Origin of the sequence: Tsukamurella sp. DT100 (assembly GCF_049844855.1) — a bacterium.
GTDB lineage: Bacteria > Actinomycetota > Actinomycetes > Mycobacteriales > Mycobacteriaceae > Tsukamurella.
Genome location: NZ_JBNCLV010000013.1, coordinates 83,182 through 99,860 on the forward strand (window position 1 = coordinate 83,182; position 16,679 = coordinate 99,860).

Sequence of the window (16,679 nt, forward strand, 5' to 3'; positions counted from 1 at the left end):
CCGCCGCGCCGGGCGGTCGTGATTCGCGCAAACACAGGAGTAACCCGCGTCACGCCGCCGTGGTGAACGCGACCCACCGCCACCGTCCGGCCGCGGCCTCGACCCGGCCCGCCGCGGCGAGCACCCGCTCCCCGCGGGTGTAGGTCAGGAAGATCTCGGACCCCACCTCGGGCCCGCGCGGGCGGCGGGCGCGCTGTGCCAGCGCGCGCGGGGTGCCCACGTGCACGTCGCCCCACCCGGAGACCGTGCCGGCCGGCCCCGTCTCCGCGAGCGTCCGCAGCACGTCGACCACGGTGCCCGAGGCGATCGCAGCGAGGTGCTTCGCCGGGCGCCGCCGGTCCAGTACCTCGAAGACGGGCCGGAGCGTGGAGAGCACGAAGCGGTGCGCGTCGGGGTGCACTGCGGCCACGGGCCCGGGCAGGGCGATCGGCTCCGGCGGGGCGGGATCCGACGGTGCCGGCAGCGGCGGCGCGGCCCGCGCGGCCTTCACGCGCACGAGCGGCCGCGCGGGAGGTTCGGCGTCCGGCGCGCGCAGCACGACGAAGCCGGGTTCCGGTGTGCGCGGCGTGCGGGACCGTGCCCCGTCGGCCGCGAGAATGATCGCCCCCATACTGATTAGACGCATCAGGAAGCCGTTCGGATCCCGTGTACTCGAACCGGCGGCGAGCGGTCGATCCCGTATGCTGACGCCGAAGATCGGTCACCGGGGGAGGTGCAGTGAAGGGCAGGCTCGGCCAGTCCGACGCGGAGTTCTACGCGTTGGAGAATTCCACCACTCCCACGCACGTGGGGTCGCTCGTCATCGTGCGCCGACCCGAGGAGCGGCTGGAGTACGAGCGCTTTCTCGACACCATCGAGGAGCGCCTCGCGGAGGTGCCCCGGTACCGGCAGAAGGTCCGCGCGGTGCCGCTCGGCATCGCCCGCCCGGTGTGGGTCGAGGACCGCGACTTCGACATCACGTACCACGTGCGGGTCTCCGCGCTGCCCCAGCCGGGCAGCGACGATCAGCTGCACGACCTGGTCGCGCGCCTCAACTCCCGGCCGCTGGACCGTGAGCGCCCGCTGTGGGAGGTCTACCTCATCGAGGGGCTGGCGGACGACCGGCTCGCGGTGTTCACGAAGACCCACCTCGCGCTCGTCGACGGCCGCGCCAACGTCGACCTGATGCAGCTGCTGCTCACCGGCACCCCGCACACGCCGGAGCCGCCCGAGGACCTGTGGATGGGCCAGCACGAGCCCAGCGACGGCGAGCTCGTGATGGGCGCCGTCATCGACATGCTCTCGCGCCCCGCGCGGACCGCGTCCATGATCCAGGGCCTGGTCGGCGAGGTCGCCGAGTCGATCACCGGCCTGCAGGAGGACGCCGCCAACGTCATCGAGCGCGCCTCCAGCCTGGTGCGCGCCCGCACCGCCGTCACCCCGGTGCGCTCGCTCAACGTGCCGATCTCGCGGAGCCGCCGGTTCGCCGTCGCCCGGATGGACCTCGACGAGTTCCGCCGGCTGCGGGCGGCCTACGGCTGCACCGTCAACGACCTGCTGCTGTCGGTGATCGCGGGCGGCCTGCGCACCTGGCTGATCTCGCGCGGCGAGCCGATCAGCGCCGGCACCGAGGTGCGGGTGCTCGAGCCGATCGCCGTCGACGACGTGGGTCTCGGCGTCGGCGAACAGGTGCGCGCGTACATCGTGCGGCTCCCCGTCGCGGAGAGCAACGCGGTGGTCCGGCTGCGCCAGATCGCGCACGGCGCCGCCGCCCAGGTGGACCGGAACCGCCAGGTCGCGGCGCGGGCGCTGGCCGCCAGCGGCGGCTTCACGCCGCCGACGCTGCACGCGCTGGGCGCGCGGACCGCGATGAGCGTCTCGCCGAGGTCCTTCAACACCCTGGTCACCAACGCGCCGGGCCCGCAGGCCCCGGTGTACCTGTCCGGCATCGAGGTGCAGGAGGTGTTCCCGGTGCCGCCGCTCATCGCCAACCAGGTCGTGTCCATCGGCATCACGTCGTACAACGGCACGGTGTACATCGGGCTCAACGCCGACCGCGACGGCATGTGGGACGTGATCTCGATGACGGAGTTCCTGTACGAGGCCTTGGACGAGCTCGCCGCGTCCGCGAAGGGGGAGTAGATGACGGTCCGCGTGTACGTGCCCAGCACCTTGGCGGGGCTGCAGGTCCTGCAGCGCGACGGGGAGCTGTTCCCGTTGGGCGGCACCGTCTTCGGGGTGACGCCCGCGCTGCGCGAGGCGTACACCTCGGGCGATGACGAGGAGCTCGCCGAGGCCGCCATGCGCCAGGCGGCGCGCGCCTCGCTGCGGCTGCTCGCCGTCGACGAGCCGGAGCCGGCCGACGGTGCCGAGGCCGAGGCCGAGGGCGACGGTGCCGCGCCGGATCCCGTTCGGCGCGTGGTGATCACGGCCGACGTCCCGGCCGCGAAGGAACGCCCCGACCTCGACGACGCCGTCCTCAAGGTCACGGAGCCCATCCGGCTGAAGAACGTTCTCGCGGTGCACGTCGACGTCTCCGAGGCGGAGGCGGCCGTGACCCGCGCCGCGCAGGTGGTCGACGCCGCGGACCTCGGCGACGAGGACGCGGAGCTCGCCGTCGGCGACGCGGAGGACCACGATCTGGCCTGGTACGCCACGCAGGAACTGCCCTTCCTACTCGAACTGCTCTGAGCCAGCTCGCGGGCGGGGTTACGGTGGTGGCATGACGGTGCGCGGTACCCGGTTGGCGGCGGCCCTCCTCGTGGGGGCGGGCGTCGCGGCGTCCGCGCCCGTGGCGTCGGCGGCTCCGGTGCCCCTGACGGGCACGCAGTGGAACTTCGCGTCGAGCGGCTTCGCGCGGACCGCGCCGGTGAAGTACACCGGATCGCCCGCGCACTTCAGCATCGATGGCAAGCGGGCCGGCGGGAACGACGGCTGCAACGTCTTCGGCATGACCGCCGAGGTGAAGGGTGACCGCGCCACCTTCAGCGGCCTCTTCTCCACCCTGCGGATGTGCTACGTCGCCGGCGCGGGCGAGCAGTTCCGGCAGGCCTTCGACGGCCCGCGCACCGTGAAGGTCACCGGGAACCGGCTCACGATCTCCGACGGTCCGCGGGGCTACTGGAACTTCGTCGCCGCGGGCCCCGCGAAGCGGTAGCCGCGCCGCACCCGCATAGGACAACCTCACAGAAATTGTCCCAACAAGCTACGGCACCGTAGGCTCACCCCCATGAGCAACTCCTTCCGCGCTTTCCGTGATTGGCTCGAGGCCCCGGCCAAGAACGTCTCCGCCGAGCATCCCCGCACCAACCTGGTGCGCGGCGCGGTCGCGAGGCTCACCACGCCGCTGCTGCCGGACGACTACCTGCACCTGATCAACCCGCTGTGGTCGGCGCGCGAGCTGCGCGGCAAGATCGTCAAGGTCGAGCAGGAGACCGACGAGTCGGTCACGCTCACCATCGAGACCGGCTGGGGCTTCAACACCAAGTACGAGGCCGGCCAGTACGTGGGCATCGGCGTCCTCGTCGGCGGCAAGTGGACGTGGCGCTCCTACTCGCTCACCTCCGTACCGGACATGGGCCACGGCCGCGCCCCGCGCGAGGTGTCGATCACCGTCAAGGCGATGAACGAGGGCTTCCTCTCGAACCACCTCGTCACCGGCGTGCAGGAGGGCACCATCGTGCGCCTGCAGGCACCGTCGGGCGACTTCACGCTCCCGAACCCCCTGCCGCCCAAGGTCCTCTTCCTCACCGCGGGCAGCGGCATCACGCCCGTCATGGCGATGCTCCGCACGCTGGAGCGGCGCGGCATCCCCGCGTCGACCGACATCGTGGCCGTGCACTCCTCGCCGAACGCCGACTCCGCCCTGTTCCGCGACGAGCTCGAGGCCTTCGACGCCGACCACGACAACGTCAGCGTGCAGCTGCGCTACACCCGCGACGCCGGCCGCCTGACGCCGGCGAACCTCGGCGAGGCCGTCCCGGACTGGCAGGAGCGCCAGACGTGGATCTGCGGGCCGGGCGTCTTCCTCAACGACATGGAGAAGGCCTGGAAGGACCGCGGCATCGAGTCGCGCCTGCACCAGGAGCGGTTTACCGTCGAGCGCGCGGACGTCTCCGCGAGCGGCGGCGAGGTCACCTTCCTCAAGGCCGGCAAGACCACCGACGTCGACGGTGCCACCACCCTCCTCGAAGCGGGCGAGGCCGCCGGCGTGCAGATGCCCTTCGGCTGCCGCATGGGCATCTGCCAGACCTGCGTGGTGCAGCTCGCCGACGGCCAGGTCCGCGACCTGCGCAGCGGCGACCTGCACACCGAGGGCGAGCGCATTCAGACGTGCATTTCGGTGGCAGTGGGCGACTGCACCCTCGACGTCTAATCCGGGGCCGTCCCATTGCATCTCCGTGCGGTAGGGGACTGCACCCTCGACGTCTGACCGGGCGCGTTCCACCCGCCCGGTCGTCTCCGATTGACACCTCCGAGGCCGTAACTTACGGTTGCGTAGGTTAGAGATTCGAGACCGACCACGAAGGGCGGCCGCATGGCGATCACCGACATCCCCGAGTACGCGCACCTCACGGAGGCCGACGTCGAGACGCTCGGCGCCGAGCTGGACGCGATCCGGCGCGACATCGAGGCGGTCCGCGGCGAGACGGACGTGCAGTACCTGCAGCGCACCATCGCCGCCCAGCGCGGGCTCGAGGTGGCCGGCCGGCTGATGCTGCTCGGCGCGCACAAGCGCGGCTTCTGGTGGGGTTCGGCGGTGTCGCTGGGTCTGGCGAAGATCATCGAGAACATGGAGCTCGGGCACAACATCATGCACGGGCAGTGGGATTGGATGAACGATCCCGAGGTCCACTCCACGACGTGGGAGTGGGACAACGCCGGCACGTCGCGCCTGTGGAAGCACACCCACAACTACGTGCACCACAAGTACACCAACGTCCTCGACATGGACGACGACGTGGGCTACAAGACCCTCCGTGTGACCCGGGACCAGCCGTGGACCCCGTTCAACTCGGGGAACCTGGTCTACAACACGATCCTCATGCTGCTCTTCGAGTACGGCGTGGCCATCCAGCACCTCGAGCTGGGCCGCGCGGCCACCAAGTGGAAGAAGTCCTGGTTCGACCGCGAGGGCTTCAAGGCCGACGCCTCCGACGTGGGCCGCAAGATCGGCCGCCAGGTGCTCAAGGACTACGTCGCGGCTCCGCTGGTCGGCGTGCCCTTCGGCGGCGCGCGCGGCTGGCGCAAGGCGCTCACCGCCACGATCACCGCCAACGTGATCCGCAACGTGTGGACCAACGCGGTCATCTTCTGCGGGCACTTCCCCGACGGTGCCGAGAAGTTCACCAAGCAGGACGTCGACAACGAGACCCAGGCCGAGTGGTACCTCCGCCAGATGCTGGGCAGCGCCAACCTCTCCGGCGGCCCCGTCATCGACTTCCTCTCCGGCAACCTGAGCTACCAGATCGAGCATCACCTGTTCCCCGACCTGCCGTCGAACCGGCTGTCGGAGATCGGCGTTCGTGTGCGCGCGCTGTGCGAGAAGTACGACCTGCCGTACACGATCGGCCCGCTGCACGTGCAGTACTACAAGTCCTGGCGGACCATCGCCAAGCTCTCGCTCCCGGACAAGTACCTCCGCGACACCGCGGACGACGCCCCGGAGACGGCCTCGGAGGCGATGTTCGCCGGCACCGAGTTCGCCGAGCCGCGCATCGACGAGCGCACCGGCCGCCGGTTCGGGCTCAAGGCCGCCCGCGCCGCCGTCCACGCCCGACGGGGCCGTCGGGCCTGAGCCCGTCGTACGTCACCGCCGCCGCACCCGGATCACCGGGCGCGGCGGCGGTCTTCGTCGGGGCTACTGCCCGCCGAACTTCGCCTCGAGCGCCGCGAAATCCGCCTGCGCCGATCCGCTCGCCCGCGTGCTCGGGTCTGTGTTGATCAGCGCCTTGCGCTGCGCCAGGGTCAGCCCGGGCTCGGTGAACGGGTCGACGGGCAGGCATGCGTTCGGGCGGTCCGGCTTCGGGCTGCCGTCGGCGTTGATGAACTCCGTGCACTTCTTGAGGTTGTTCACGCCCACGCCGGGGTCGGCGCTCGCGGTGCCGGACAGGGCCAGGCCGCTCAGGACGGCGCCGGCGGCGACGGCGGTGCCCGCCGCGGCGGTGAGGATCCGGGTACGGCGTGTGGTGCTCGTGCTCATGGGCCTGCTCCATTCGTGTCGGTGGTGCCGCCGGTGGTGGCGACACGGCCCACGTTGCGATCCGAATGTCGCGGGACCGTCGCAACGGCGCCTCAGCCCGCCCCCGATCCGGTACCGGTCCCGGCCGGTCGGGTGGCGCGCCGTGTGACATGCGCCCCAGGTGGAACAAGATCGATGACTTTGTTCCATCTCGCTGCTACAGTGGAATCGTTCTGTTCTAGGCCGCTGCATGCGGTCCGACCGATTGGGGATCGCCTCGTGGCTATCACTGACATCGCGGAGTACGCGCACCTGACCGACGCCGACATCGAGGCGCTCGGTGCTGAGCTGGATGCGCTGCGCCGCGAGATCGAGGAGAGCCGCGGCGAGGAGGATGCCAAGTACATCCGCCGCGTGATCAAGAGCCAGCGCATCGCGGAGACCGCGGGCCGCGTCTTCGGCCTCGGTGCCGGCATGAAGGGCTGGAAGGGCAAGGCCGCCTGGGCCGCCTCCGCCGCGTGCCTGTCGTACGCCAAGGTCATCGAGAACAACGAGCTCGGCCACAACATCATGCACGGCCAGTGGGACTGGATGAACGATCCGGAGATCCACTCCACCAACTGGGAGTGGGACAGCGCCTCGGACGGCAAGTTCTGGCGCCACACCCACAACTACATGCACCACAAGTACACCAACGTCACCGACATGGACGACGACATCGGCTACGGCATCCTGCGCGTCACGCGCGATCAGCCGTGGGAGCCGTACATGCTCTTCAACCCGATCTACAACTTCACGCTGATGATCGGCTTCCAGTACGGCAAGGCCGTGCAGCACCTCGAGCTGATGAACGCCATGAAGGCGGCGCTCAACGGCGGCGAGCAGTACGAGAACTACGACTGGGAGGAGTTCCGCAGCCGGCTCAAGGTGGTCCTCACCAAGATCACCAAGCAGACCGCGAAGGACTACGTCCTGTTCCCCGCGATGGCCGTGCCCTTCACCGGCGCCCGCGGCTACAAGAAGGCCGCCTCGGCGAACTACGTGGCCAACACCGTGCGCGACGTGTGGGACCACATGACCATCTTCTGCGGCCACTTCCCGGACGACGCCGAGAAGTTCACCATCGAGGACATCGACAACGAGACGCTCCCCGAGTGGTACCTGCGCCAGATGCTGGGCACCGCGAACTTCGAGGGCAGCGACGCCCTGCACTTCATCACCGGTCACCTGGGCCGCCAGATCGAGCACCACCTGTACCCGGACCTGCCCTCGAACCGCTACAACTACATCAACTCGCGGCTCGTCGAGATCTGCGAGAAGTACGACCTGCCCTACAACACGGGCCCGATGTGGAAGCAGTACGCGGAGTCCTGGCGCACCATCATCAAGCTCTCGCTGCCGGACCGGTTCCTCAAGGACACCGTCGACGACGCGCCCGAGACCCACTCGAACAAGCGCTTCTACGACGAGAACGGCAAGACCACGGTGGTCAAGGGCGAGATCGATGCAGACGGCAACCGTCGCGGCCTGGTCTCGCACGTCGAGGAGCTGGCGGCCGCGAAGTGACGCGGACCCCCGGACTGCGCGTAGCCTGAACACGTGGCAATCACTGATGTCGGCGAATACGCCCATCTCGACGACGCCGACATCGAGCGGCTCGCGCAGGAACTGGACGCGATCCGCGCCGAGGTCGAGTCGTCGCGCGGCGATCGGGACGCGCGGTACATCCGTGGCGTGATCCGCGCCCAGCGCGTTCTCGAGGCGGCGGGCAGGCTCACGATCCTCGGCTCCAAGAGTCGCTGGTTCTGGGCCGCCGGCGCGGGCATGCTCGGGGTCGCGAAGATCATCGAGAACATGGAGCTCGGGCACAACGTCATGCACGGGCAGTGGGATTGGATGAACGATCCCGAGATCCACTCCACCACGTGGGAGTGGGACATGGCCTGCGTGGGGTCTCACTGGAAGCACTCGCACAACTTCCTGCACCACAAGTACACCAACGTCGTGGGCAAGGACCTCGACGTGGGCTACGGCGTGCTCCGGGTGACCCGGGACGAGCAGTGGGAGGCCAAGCGCTCCGCGCAGTTCCTCAACAACCTCTTCCTGGGGCTCACCTTCGAGTGGGGCATCGCCCTGCACGACATCGAGCTGGCGGAGGCGATCGCCGGCAACAAGCCGTGGCCGCAGACCCGCAAGCAGCTCCGCGAGCTGGGGATCAAGGCCTCGCGGCAGCTGGGCAAGGACTTCCTGCTCTACCCGGCGATCAGCAAGGCCGTCGGCGGCTCCTTCGGCCGCACACTGTCGGCGAACCTCACCGCCAACGTGGTCCGCAACATCTGGACCTACGTGGTCATCTTCTGCGGACACTTCCCCGACGGTGCGGAGAAGTTCACCACCGAGTCGATCGTCGACGAGACGCCCGGCGAGTGGTACCTGCGGCAGATGCTGGGCAGCGCGAACATCTCCGGCGGCCCCGCCATGGACTTCATGACGGGCAACCTGAGCTACCAGATCGAGCACCACATGTTCCCGGACCTGCCGTCCAACCGGCTGTCCGAGATCGCCGTGAAGGTGCGCGCGATCTGCGAGAAGTACGACATCCCGTACACCGAGGGGCCGCTGCTGCGGCAGTACTACCTCTCGCAGCGCACCATCGCCAAGCTCTCGCTGCCGGACCGGTGGCTGCGCGCCACCGCCGACGACGCGCCCGAGACCGCCTCCGAGCTGCGCTTCGCCGCGGTCCGGGAGCGGCTCACGCAGGCCCAGGAGAGCGCCCACGAGCGGTTCGTGCACGCGCAGGAGAACGCGCAGGAGCGCCTGGCGCACGCGCAGGAGAACGCCCACGAGCGGCTCGTCCACGCCCGCGAGGCCGCGCACGCGGCCCAGGAGGAGGTCGAGCGCGTGGGCCTGCGGTCCGCGATCGCCGAGGCCGCGCGGCACAAGGTCGAGCAGAAGCGGCTCGAGGTCGAGGCGAAGCGGGCGCGTCGCGCGCGTCGTCGCCGCTCGGGTGTGGCGTAGACTTCCTACTTTGGGCAGCCTAAGAAGGTTGCCGCGCCGTCCGTTTCGGGAGTGTTGTTGATGAAGCCCTTGCGCGTCGCGATCGTGGGTTCCGGCCCGTCGGGATTCTTCGCCGCCGGGAACCTGTTGGAGCAGGACGACGTCGAGGTGCAGGTCGACGTCTTCGACCGGCTCCCCACGCCCTTCGGCCTGGTCCGCTACGGCGTCGCGCCCGATCATCCCGCGATCAAGTCGGTCACCAAGATCTTCGACCGCACCGCGCAGCATGAGAACTTCCGCTACTTCGGCAACGTCGAGGTGGCCTCCGACATCCAGGCCGCCGAGCTGGCCCAGTGGTACGACGCCGTGATCTACGCGATCGGCGCGTCGGGCGGCCGCCGCCTCGAGGTCGACGGTGCCTGGCTCCCCGGCAACCACCCGTCGAGCGACTTCGTGGGCTGGTACAACGGCCACCCCGACCGCCGCGACCTCGACGTCGACCTGGGCGTCGAGCGCGCCGTCGTGATCGGCAACGGCAACGTCGCGCTCGACGCGGCGCGCATCCTCGTCACCGATACGGACAAGCTCTCCGGCACCGACATGGCCGAGCACGCCCTCGAGGCGCTGCACGGCTCCTCGGTGCGCGAGGTCGTCGTCCTCGGCCGGCGCGGCGCCGAGCAGGCCGCGTTCACCCCCTCCGAGGTCGCCGAGCTGGGCAAGCTGCCCGGCGTCGACGTCATCGTCGACCCCGCCGACGTTCCCGCCGAGGACAAGGAGCGCGACAAGGCCCGCCCGCCCGTCGAGCGCAACAACCTCAAGCAGCTGCGGAAGCTGGCCGCCCAGGAGCCCACCGGCGCGGACCGCCGGATCGTGCTGAAGTTCCTGCGCTCCGTGGTCGGCATCGGCGGCGAGGGGCGCGTGCGCACCGTCTCCGTGGCCACCAACGAGCTCGTCGCGGGCGAGGACGGCTGCGTCGAGGCGCAGCCCACCGGCGCCGTCGCCGAGCACGAGGCCGGCATGGTCATCCACGCCGTCGGCTACCACGGCACGCCCATCCCGGGCATCCCGTTCGACACGGAGCGGGGCGTCTTCCGCAACGCCGACAGCCGGATCGTCGGCTACGACGGTGCGCCCCTGCCGGGCCACTACGTCGTCGGCTGGATCAAGCGCGGACCGTCGGGCGTGATCCCCACCAACCGCGACTGCGCGCGCGACACCGTCTCGGTGCTGCTCGCCGACGTCGCCGCGGGCAAGCTCGAGCGCAGCGACTTCGACGGCGCGCAGGTCGAGAAGTTCATCGTCGACCGCGCGCCGAACCTCGTGGAGTACGACGGCTGGATGGCCATCGACGCGCACGAGACCGCCCTCGCAGAGGAGGACGCGCGCCCCCGGGTGAAGCTGACCAGCGTCGACGCCATGATCGACGCGGCCCAGGCCGCCGCGGAGTGATCGCCCGCGCGGACTTCGCCGACCCGGCGCTCGCCGCGTTCCTCGCCGCCCACCACGCCGACATGGCGCCGACCGCGCCGCCGGAGAGCCAGCACGCGCTCGGCCTCGGCGAGCTGCGGGCGCCCCACGTCCGGTTGTGGACCTGCCACGACGACGGCGCACTCGTGGGGACGGTCGCCCTGGCCGCACTCGAGCCCGGGCACGAGGAACTCAAGTCGATGCGCACCGCGCCGCACGTGCGCGGGCGGGGGATCGGGCGCCGGCTCCTGGCCTTCGCCCTCGACGACGCCCGGTCCCGCGGCGTGCAGCGGATCTCGCTGGAGACGGGCAGCCAGGACTTCTTCGCCCCCGCGCGGGCCCTGTACGCGGCGCACGGCTTCGTCCCCTGCAGCCCCTTCGGCGGCTACGTCGACGACCCGAACAGCGCCTACCTCACCCGAGTGCTGGGAGTACCGTCGGAATCGTGCGAGGCACGGCGGTGTTGAAGCGATTGGCGGGAGCACTGGTCTCCCGGCGGAAGGAGCTGCGCATGACTGACAACGGCACCATCACCACGGTCCCCGGCCGCGAGACCGCGGTCCTGGCGGGCGGATGTTTCTGGGGCATGCAGGATCTGATTCGCAAGCAGCCCGGCATCGAGAGCACCCGCGTGGGCTATACGGGCGGCGCGAACGAGCACGCGACCTACCGCAACCACCCGGGCCACGCGGAGGCCGTCGAGATCGTCTTCGACCCCGCGAAGACCAGCTACCGGGACGTGCTGGAGTTCTTCTTCCAGATCCACGACCCGTCCACCGTCGACCGGCAGGGCAACGACGTGGGCTCGAGCTACCGCTCGGCGATCTTCCCGCTCGGCGACGAGCAGGAGCGCGTCGCCCGCGACACCATCGCCGACGTCGACGCCTCCGGCCTGTGGCCGGGGAAGGCCGTGACCACGATCGAGGCGGCGGGCCCGTTCTGGCAGGCCGAGCCGGAGCACCAGGACTACCTGGAGAAGTACCCGGACGGCTACACCTGCCACTTCCCGCGCCCGGGCTGGAAGCTGCCCAAGCGCGCCTCCGCGTAGCGGGTCGACGGCTCAGGCGAGCGAGGCAGGGAAGGCCGAGAGGTCGGGGAGTGCCTGCGTACGGCGCGCGAAGCGCTGTGCGTTCCGCCGGTACGCGGGGTCGGCCAGGATCTTCGCGGTGGCCGAAGCGATCTCCTCGGCCGACGCCGTTGCCGGATCGAGCGCGATACCGGCACCGAGGCGCTCGACCTGTGCCGAGTTGCCGGGGTGATCCCCGAACAGGGGGAGCAGCACCGCCGGTACGCCTGCCTGCAGCGATTCGCGAACCCCGTTGAAACCGCCGTGCGAGATGAAGACGTCGCACGTCGAGAGGATCGTCTGCTGATCGACGAAGTCGGTGACGACCACGTTGGCGGGCGGATTCGGGACCGGATGCGATCCGACCGCCACCACGGCGCGCACGTCGAGTGCGCCCAGTGCCTGCACGATGCGGTCCAGGAGCACGCCGCCGATGCCGATCCGCGGCGCGACCGAGCCGAGGCTCGCCAGCACCAGCGGTCCGTCGGCGGGTAGATCCGCGATCGCGGCGTCGAGCGGCGCGTGTGTGCGGGGTCCGGGCCGGAAGCAGTGCACGTCCTCGACGGGCCGCCCGGGCGGGTAGAAGTCGAGTGGGGTCTGTGCGATCCGTGGCGCGCTCGGCGGCTCGGCGACCTCGGGCAGGTCGTGCGCGCGGCGGACCTCGTTGAGGACCGCGAGCAGCTCCGGCGCGCGTTCGTCGAGCATCGGCGCCACGTCGAGGACGGCCTCGCGGCAGCCGAGCTTCTCCGCGACGAGGTGACCGCCGAACTCGGTGTTGTCGCGCAGGATCAGGTCGGGCACGGTGTCGCCGAGCGCGTCGAGGAGCGCCGTCGCCGCGCGGTGCGCGAGGACGCCGATGAAAGCGCGTGCCGAGAGGAGGACCGAGGACGTCGGCAGCGACCCGCCGATCGGTGGCAGCGACGCGGGCGGGGCGTAGCCGGTCACGGTGAAGTCGTCGGCGCGCAGCGCCGGGTCGGTCACGATCTCGCGGAGCTCGGGCACGCCGCGGAGCGGGAGCGCCTCGAATCCGTACTCCGTCACCAGATCCACGCCGGCGTCGGGGACGGCGATCGTCACCCTGTGGCCGGAATCCCGGAGTGCCGACGCCGCGGGCAGGACGAACGGGACCAGGTGCGAATAACCGGCTACACCGGTGATCAAGATGTTCACGTAACTAACGATATAGGAGTCGGTCCCCGCCGCGCTCAGGCCCAGTCGGGGGTGGCGGTCAGGTCGGCCAGCAGGCCGCGGACCGCCATCGCCCGACGGTGCGCCGTCCCCTCCAGCCGGTCCAGCGCGCACTCGGGGTCGGCGGGCGGCCCCTGGTGGGTGCAGCCGCGCGGGCAGTCCTCCACGGCTTCGGCGAGGTCGGGGAACGCGGCGACCACGTCGTCGATGGAGATGTGCGCGAGGCCGAAGCTGCGGATGCCGGGGGTGTCGACGACCCAGCCGCCGTCGGGCAGCCACAGTGCGACCGACTGGGTGGACGTGTGCCGCCCCTTGCCGACCCCCGAGACCACGCCGACCGCCCGATTGGCATCGGGGACGAGGCGGTTGACCAGCGTCGACTTGCCGACGCCGCTGTGCCCGATGAGCGCGGTGACGCGGCCGGTGAGGAGGTCGTGCGCGGCGTCGAGCGGATCGTCGCGGCCGGCGGCGATCACTGTGAGGTCGAGGTCGGCGAAGGCGGCGGTGAACTCCTCCGCGTCGGCGAGGTCGCCCTTGGTCAGGCACAGGACCGGGGTGAGGCCGCCCGCGTAGGCGGCGATGAGGGTGCGCTCGACGAAGCCGGTCCGCGGCGGCGGGTCGGCCAGGGCCGTGACGATGAGGAGCTGGTGCGCGTTCGCGACCACGATCCGCTCGTAGGGGTCGGTGTCGTCGGCCGTGCGGCGCAGCACCGTCGACCGCTCGTCGACCCGGACGATGCGTGCGAGCGTGTCCTTGCGGCCCGTCAGGTCGCCGACGACGCCCACGGAGTCGCCCACCACGATGGGGGAGCGGCCCAGCTCGCGGGCCCGCATGGCGACGATGATCCGTTCGGGGTCGCCGCCGAGGGCGCAGCCCCACCGCCCGCGGTCGACGGAGACCACCATCGCCGTCTCGGCGTCGCTGTGGTCGGGCCGGTTCTTGGTGCGCGGCCGACTGCTCTTGCCCGGGCGCACCCGGACATCGGTCTCGTCGTACTCGCGCTTACCCAAGGCTCACGATTCGCCGCCGAGCAGCGTGTGCCAGAGGGCCGGGAAGTCGGGCATCGTCTTGGACGTGGCCGCGATGTCCTCCACCTGCACACCCTCGGTGACCAGGCCGAGGATCGCGCCGGCGGTCGACATCCGGTGGTCGGCGTAGCTGTGCCAGACGCCGCCGTGCAGCGTCGCGGGCTCGATGTGCAGGCCGTCCTCGGTCTCGGTGCAGCGCCCGCCGAGGTTCGTGATCTCGGTGGTCAGGGCCGCCAGGCGATCGGTCTCGTGGCCGCGCAGGTGCGCGATGCCGCGCAGGTGCGACGGCGAGTCCGCCAGGGCGGCCAGCGCCGCAACCGTGGGCGTGAGCTCGCCGATGTCGCGCAGGTCCCAGTCGACGCCGTGCAGCGTACCGGTGCCGCGGGCCGTCAGCGCACCGTCGGCGTGCGTGACCTCGGCGCCCATCGCGGCGAGGATGTCGGCGAACTGGACGCCCGGCTGGGTGGACTGCGAGTTCCAGTGCGGGACGGTCACGGCGCCGCCGGTGACCGCGGCCGCCGCGAGGAAGACGGTGGCGTTCGACAGGTCCGGTTCGACGGTCCAGTCGTGCCCGCGGAGCCCGCCCGGCGCGACGCGCCAGGTGTTCGGCTCGGAGGTGTCCACGTCGGCGCCTGCGGCGCGCAGCATGTCGACGGTCATCTCGATGTGCGGCATCGACGGCACGGGCTTCCCGTCGTGGTGCACGACGACGCCCTCGGCGAAGCTCGGGCCGCTCAGCAGCAGGCCGGAGACGAACTGCGAGCTCGCGGAGGCGTCGATGGTGACGGCACCGCCGCGGATCGGGCCGTCGCCGTGCACGGTGAAGGGCAGGCCGTCGCCGTCGATGCGGGCGCCGAGCCCGCGCAGCGCGTCGAGGACGGTGCCCAGGGGCCGGGTCCGGGCCTGCGGGTCACCGTCGAATTCGACGGTGCCGCGCGCCCCGGCGGCGAGCGGCGGGAGGAAGCGCATGACGGTGCCGGCGAGGCCGCAGTCGACCGTGCCGCCGTGCAATTCACCGCCGGTGACCGCAACCGTGGTGTCGGTAACGAAGTCGACGCGCGCGCCGAGCGCGGTCAGCGCCCCCGCCATGAGGTCGGTGTCGCGGCTGCGGAGGGTGTTCGTCAGCGTCGACCGCGACGGGGCCTGCGCGGCAAGGACGTACGCGCGATTGGTGATCGATTTCGAGCCGGGGAGCGCGACGGTGCCCGTCACCGGACCTGCGGCGAAGGGCGCGGGCCAAAGCTCCAACTGCTCCACGCGCATATCCTTGCACATGAGGGTGGCCTCACCGCGTGCTACCTTGCTGGGCGAAACAGGTCAGGTCATCACCGCCGGGAGATCTCGATGAAGCGCACTCGTACGTTCGTGGGCAGGACCGTCGTGTCCGTCGCCGCCGTCGCCACCCTTGCGGGTGTCCTCGCACCGGCCGCGTCGGCCGATCCCAAGCCCGGCGATCCGAAGCCGGCCGCCGCGCCGACCAACAAGGCGGGCGAGCTGATCATCGGCTCCGGCAACCTCCCCGACGGCATGAGCTTCGGCGGTGCGGTGCTGTCCGGTGCCGCCGCCGGCTGGAACGGCGCGTGGGCGTCGCTGAACCGTGCGGCCGTCACGCCGGCCGAGTGCAAGGTGCTGTACGCGGGCCTGCCCATCCCCAAGGGCACCGACACCGCGCAGACCAACGGCTCCACCCGCGGCGTGAACTGGTCGATGGTGGTCTCGAAGTTCGCCATGGACGTCGCCCCGCTGCGCGCCGCGCTGCCCAAGTGCGGCACCTTCAAGGCCGTCCGCGACGGCGCCACCACCGAGGTCAGCGTGCGCTCGATCGCGGTCACCGGCGCGCCCGACGGCCTGGGCCTGGAGTTCACCACCAAGACCAAGCGCGGCAACCAGGTCGAGTACCTGCAGTCGCGGCAGTACACCGCTGTCGTCAACGGCGTCACCATGTCGCTGCGCGGCGGCCGCCAGTCCCGCGAGCCCGCGCCCTTCGTCGGCGCCGACGACCAGCTGGCCGTCGACCTGCTGGGCGTGCAGGTCGCCATCCTGAAGAACCCGCCGAAGCCCGCGGTCGCTGCCCCGGCGCCCGCCGCGAGCGGTTCCGCCAAGCCGGCCGCCCCGGCCGCGTCCGCGAAGCCGGGCGCACCGTCGGCGAAGCCCGCCGCCCCGGCCGCGAAGCCGGCTGCCGCGTCGTCTTCGGCGGCGAAGCCCGCGCGCTGATCCCTGAACTAACGTTCAGGTAGTCTCGACGGGGTGGAGACCACCCGGGAGTTCAGCGTCGGCCAACTGTCCGCGCGCAGCGGCGTCGCGGTGTCCGCGCTGCACTTCTACGAGCGTGAGGGCCTGATCTCCGCGCGGCGTACCTCCGGCAACCAACGGAGGTACCCGCGGGAGATGCTGCGCCGCGTCGCGTTCATCCGGATCAGCCACCGCGTGGGCATCCCCCTCGCCACGATCCGCGACGCCCTCGCCGAGCTGCCCGACGGCCGCACGCCGACGAAGGCGGACTGGGAGCGGCTGTCGCGGCATTGGCACGACGACCTCTCGCACCGGATCGACGAGCTCACCCGGTTGCGCGACAACCTCACCGACTGCATCGGCTGCGGCTGCCTGTCGATGGCCTCCTGCGCCCTCGCGAACCCCCACGACGCCCTCGCCACCACCGGCGCCGGCCCGCGCCGCGTCTTCGACGAGTTCCAGGCCTGACTGTGAGGATGGGATCTGCCACCTCGATGTGCCAGCAGGATCGGTGTTTCGGTGGTGGGCTGTAGCTGACGGC

General features: G+C 71.0%; 17 protein-coding genes. 12 read left to right on the forward strand and 5 right to left on the reverse strand.

Annotated elements, in window-relative coordinates; all coding sequences use genetic code 11:
* Positions 1–49 precede the first annotated feature (49 nt).
* Positions 50–610, reverse strand: coding sequence for an Rv3235 family protein (locus ACLQ3K_RS24325; protein WP_336671153.1), 561 nt, complete (start codon positions 608–610; stop codon positions 50–52).
* A gap of 107 nt (positions 611–717) precedes the next feature.
* Between ACLQ3K_RS24325 and ACLQ3K_RS24330 the strand changes: the two genes are divergently transcribed.
* The 5 genes from ACLQ3K_RS24330 to ACLQ3K_RS24350 all read left to right on the forward strand — a co-directional run bounded on the left by ACLQ3K_RS24330 (position 718) and on the right by ACLQ3K_RS24350 (position 5,776).
* Positions 718–2,121, forward strand: coding sequence for a WS/DGAT/MGAT family O-acyltransferase (locus tag ACLQ3K_RS24330; protein ID WP_426001991.1), 1,404 nt, complete (start codon positions 718–720; stop codon positions 2,119–2,121).
* Positions 2,122–2,670, forward strand: a complete 549-nt coding sequence (locus ACLQ3K_RS24335) for a DUF6912 family protein (RefSeq protein ID WP_224649400.1) — start codon at positions 2,122–2,124, stop codon at positions 2,668–2,670. It begins immediately after the preceding gene.
* A 31-nt stretch (positions 2,671–2,701) separates the two neighbouring features.
* On the forward strand, positions 2,702–3,136 hold the full coding sequence (locus ACLQ3K_RS24340) for an META domain-containing protein (protein WP_224649402.1): 435 nt from the start codon (positions 2,702–2,704) through the stop codon (positions 3,134–3,136).
* Between the two features lie 72 nt (positions 3,137–3,208).
* Positions 3,209–4,354 carry a ferredoxin reductase gene (locus ACLQ3K_RS24345; RefSeq protein WP_224649405.1) on the forward strand — a complete coding sequence of 382 codons (1,146 nt, stop codon included), beginning with the start codon at positions 3,209–3,211 and terminating at the stop codon, positions 4,352–4,354.
* 162 nt (positions 4,355–4,516) lie between these two features.
* Positions 4,517–5,776 (forward strand): fatty acid desaturase family protein, encoded by a 1,260-nt coding sequence (locus tag ACLQ3K_RS24350; RefSeq protein ID WP_426001992.1) that lies wholly within the window; start codon positions 4,517–4,519, stop codon positions 5,774–5,776.
* 63 nt (positions 5,777–5,839) lie between these two features.
* Here the strand turns inward: ACLQ3K_RS24350 and ACLQ3K_RS24355 are convergent, their stop codons facing one another.
* Positions 5,840–6,181: a hypothetical protein gene (locus ACLQ3K_RS24355; protein ID WP_426001993.1), complete on the reverse strand. Its 342-nt coding sequence runs from the start codon at positions 6,179–6,181 to the stop codon at positions 5,840–5,842.
* A gap of 258 nt (positions 6,182–6,439) precedes the next feature.
* Here ACLQ3K_RS24355 and ACLQ3K_RS24360 point away from each other — a divergent pair, with 258 nt between their 5' ends.
* From ACLQ3K_RS24360 to msrA, 5 genes are read left to right on the forward strand one after another with little or no spacing between them, the layout of a single operon-like run.
* Positions 6,440–7,726, forward strand: a complete 1,287-nt coding sequence (locus ACLQ3K_RS24360) for a fatty acid desaturase family protein (protein WP_224649418.1) — start codon at positions 6,440–6,442, stop codon at positions 7,724–7,726.
* Positions 7,727–7,759: 33 nt separating this feature from the next.
* Entirely contained in the window at positions 7,760–9,178 is a 1,419-nt protein-coding gene (locus tag ACLQ3K_RS24365) for a fatty acid desaturase (RefSeq protein WP_426001994.1), read from the forward strand.
* A gap of 60 nt (positions 9,179–9,238) precedes the next feature.
* Positions 9,239–10,606, forward strand: coding sequence for an FAD-dependent oxidoreductase (locus ACLQ3K_RS24370; RefSeq protein WP_426001995.1), 1,368 nt, complete (start codon positions 9,239–9,241; stop codon positions 10,604–10,606).
* Entirely contained in the window at positions 10,603–11,091 is a 489-nt protein-coding gene (locus tag ACLQ3K_RS24375; RefSeq protein ID WP_426001996.1) for a GNAT family N-acetyltransferase, read from the forward strand. Before ACLQ3K_RS24370 ends, ACLQ3K_RS24375 begins: the two co-directional genes overlap by 4 nt.
* 44 nt (positions 11,092–11,135) lie before the next feature.
* Positions 11,136–11,672 (forward strand): peptide-methionine (S)-S-oxide reductase MsrA, encoded by a 537-nt coding sequence (gene msrA, locus ACLQ3K_RS24380; protein ID WP_426001997.1) that lies wholly within the window; start codon positions 11,136–11,138, stop codon positions 11,670–11,672.
* A gap of 12 nt (positions 11,673–11,684) precedes the next feature.
* Here msrA and ACLQ3K_RS24385 read toward each other — a convergent pair whose 3' ends face one another.
* Genes ACLQ3K_RS24385 through aroA form a run of 3 tightly spaced genes read right to left on the reverse strand, consistent with a single transcriptional unit; the run spans position 11,685 to position 15,169 of the window.
* A complete protein-coding gene (locus ACLQ3K_RS24385; RefSeq protein WP_426001998.1) occupies positions 11,685–12,860 on the reverse strand; it encodes a glycosyltransferase in 1,176 nt (391 codons plus the stop codon).
* A gap of 35 nt (positions 12,861–12,895) precedes the next feature.
* Positions 12,896–13,888 carry a ribosome small subunit-dependent GTPase A gene (gene rsgA, locus ACLQ3K_RS24390; protein WP_224649439.1) on the reverse strand — a complete coding sequence of 331 codons (993 nt, stop codon included), beginning with the start codon at positions 13,886–13,888 and terminating at the stop codon, positions 12,896–12,898.
* A 3-nt stretch (positions 13,889–13,891) separates the two neighbouring features.
* A complete protein-coding gene (gene aroA, locus ACLQ3K_RS24395) occupies positions 13,892–15,169 on the reverse strand; it encodes a 3-phosphoshikimate 1-carboxyvinyltransferase (protein WP_426002002.1) in 1,278 nt (425 codons plus the stop codon).
* Between the two features lie 81 nt (positions 15,170–15,250).
* Between aroA and ACLQ3K_RS24400 the strand changes: the two genes are divergently transcribed.
* Positions 15,251–16,120 (forward strand): hypothetical protein, encoded by an 870-nt coding sequence (locus tag ACLQ3K_RS24400; RefSeq protein ID WP_224649444.1) that lies wholly within the window; start codon positions 15,251–15,253, stop codon positions 16,118–16,120.
* 33 nt (positions 16,121–16,153) lie between these two features.
* Positions 16,154–16,606 (forward strand): redox-sensitive transcriptional activator SoxR, encoded by a 453-nt coding sequence (gene soxR / locus ACLQ3K_RS24405; RefSeq protein WP_224649446.1) that lies wholly within the window; start codon positions 16,154–16,156, stop codon positions 16,604–16,606.
* The last annotated feature ends 73 nt before the right edge of the window (positions 16,607–16,679 follow it).

Excerpts from the sequence above, each read along its gene's own strand:
- ACLQ3K_RS24325 (WP_336671153.1), bottom strand. The coding sequence starts at position 610 with ATGGGGGCGATCATTCTCGCGGCCGACGGGGCACGGTCCCGCACGCCG.
- ACLQ3K_RS24335 (WP_224649400.1), top strand. The coding sequence starts at position 2,122 with ATGACGGTCCGCGTGTACGTGCCCAGCACCTTGGCGGGGCTGCAGGTC.
- ACLQ3K_RS24340 (WP_224649402.1), top strand. The coding sequence starts at position 2,702 with ATGACGGTGCGCGGTACCCGGTTGGCGGCGGCCCTCCTCGTGGGGGCG.
- ACLQ3K_RS24345 (WP_224649405.1), top strand. The coding sequence starts at position 3,209 with ATGAGCAACTCCTTCCGCGCTTTCCGTGATTGGCTCGAGGCCCCGGCC.
- ACLQ3K_RS24350 (WP_426001992.1), top strand. The coding sequence starts at position 4,517 with ATGGCGATCACCGACATCCCCGAGTACGCGCACCTCACGGAGGCCGAC.
- ACLQ3K_RS24355 (WP_426001993.1), bottom strand. The coding sequence starts at position 6,181 with ATGAGCACGAGCACCACACGCCGTACCCGGATCCTCACCGCCGCGGCG.
- ACLQ3K_RS24370 (WP_426001995.1), top strand. The coding sequence starts at position 9,239 with ATGAAGCCCTTGCGCGTCGCGATCGTGGGTTCCGGCCCGTCGGGATTC.
- msrA (WP_426001997.1), top strand. The coding sequence starts at position 11,136 with ATGACTGACAACGGCACCATCACCACGGTCCCCGGCCGCGAGACCGCG.
- aroA (WP_426002002.1), bottom strand. The coding sequence starts at position 15,169 with ATGCGCGTGGAGCAGTTGGAGCTTTGGCCCGCGCCCTTCGCCGCAGGT.
- ACLQ3K_RS24400 (WP_224649444.1), top strand. The coding sequence starts at position 15,251 with ATGAAGCGCACTCGTACGTTCGTGGGCAGGACCGTCGTGTCCGTCGCC.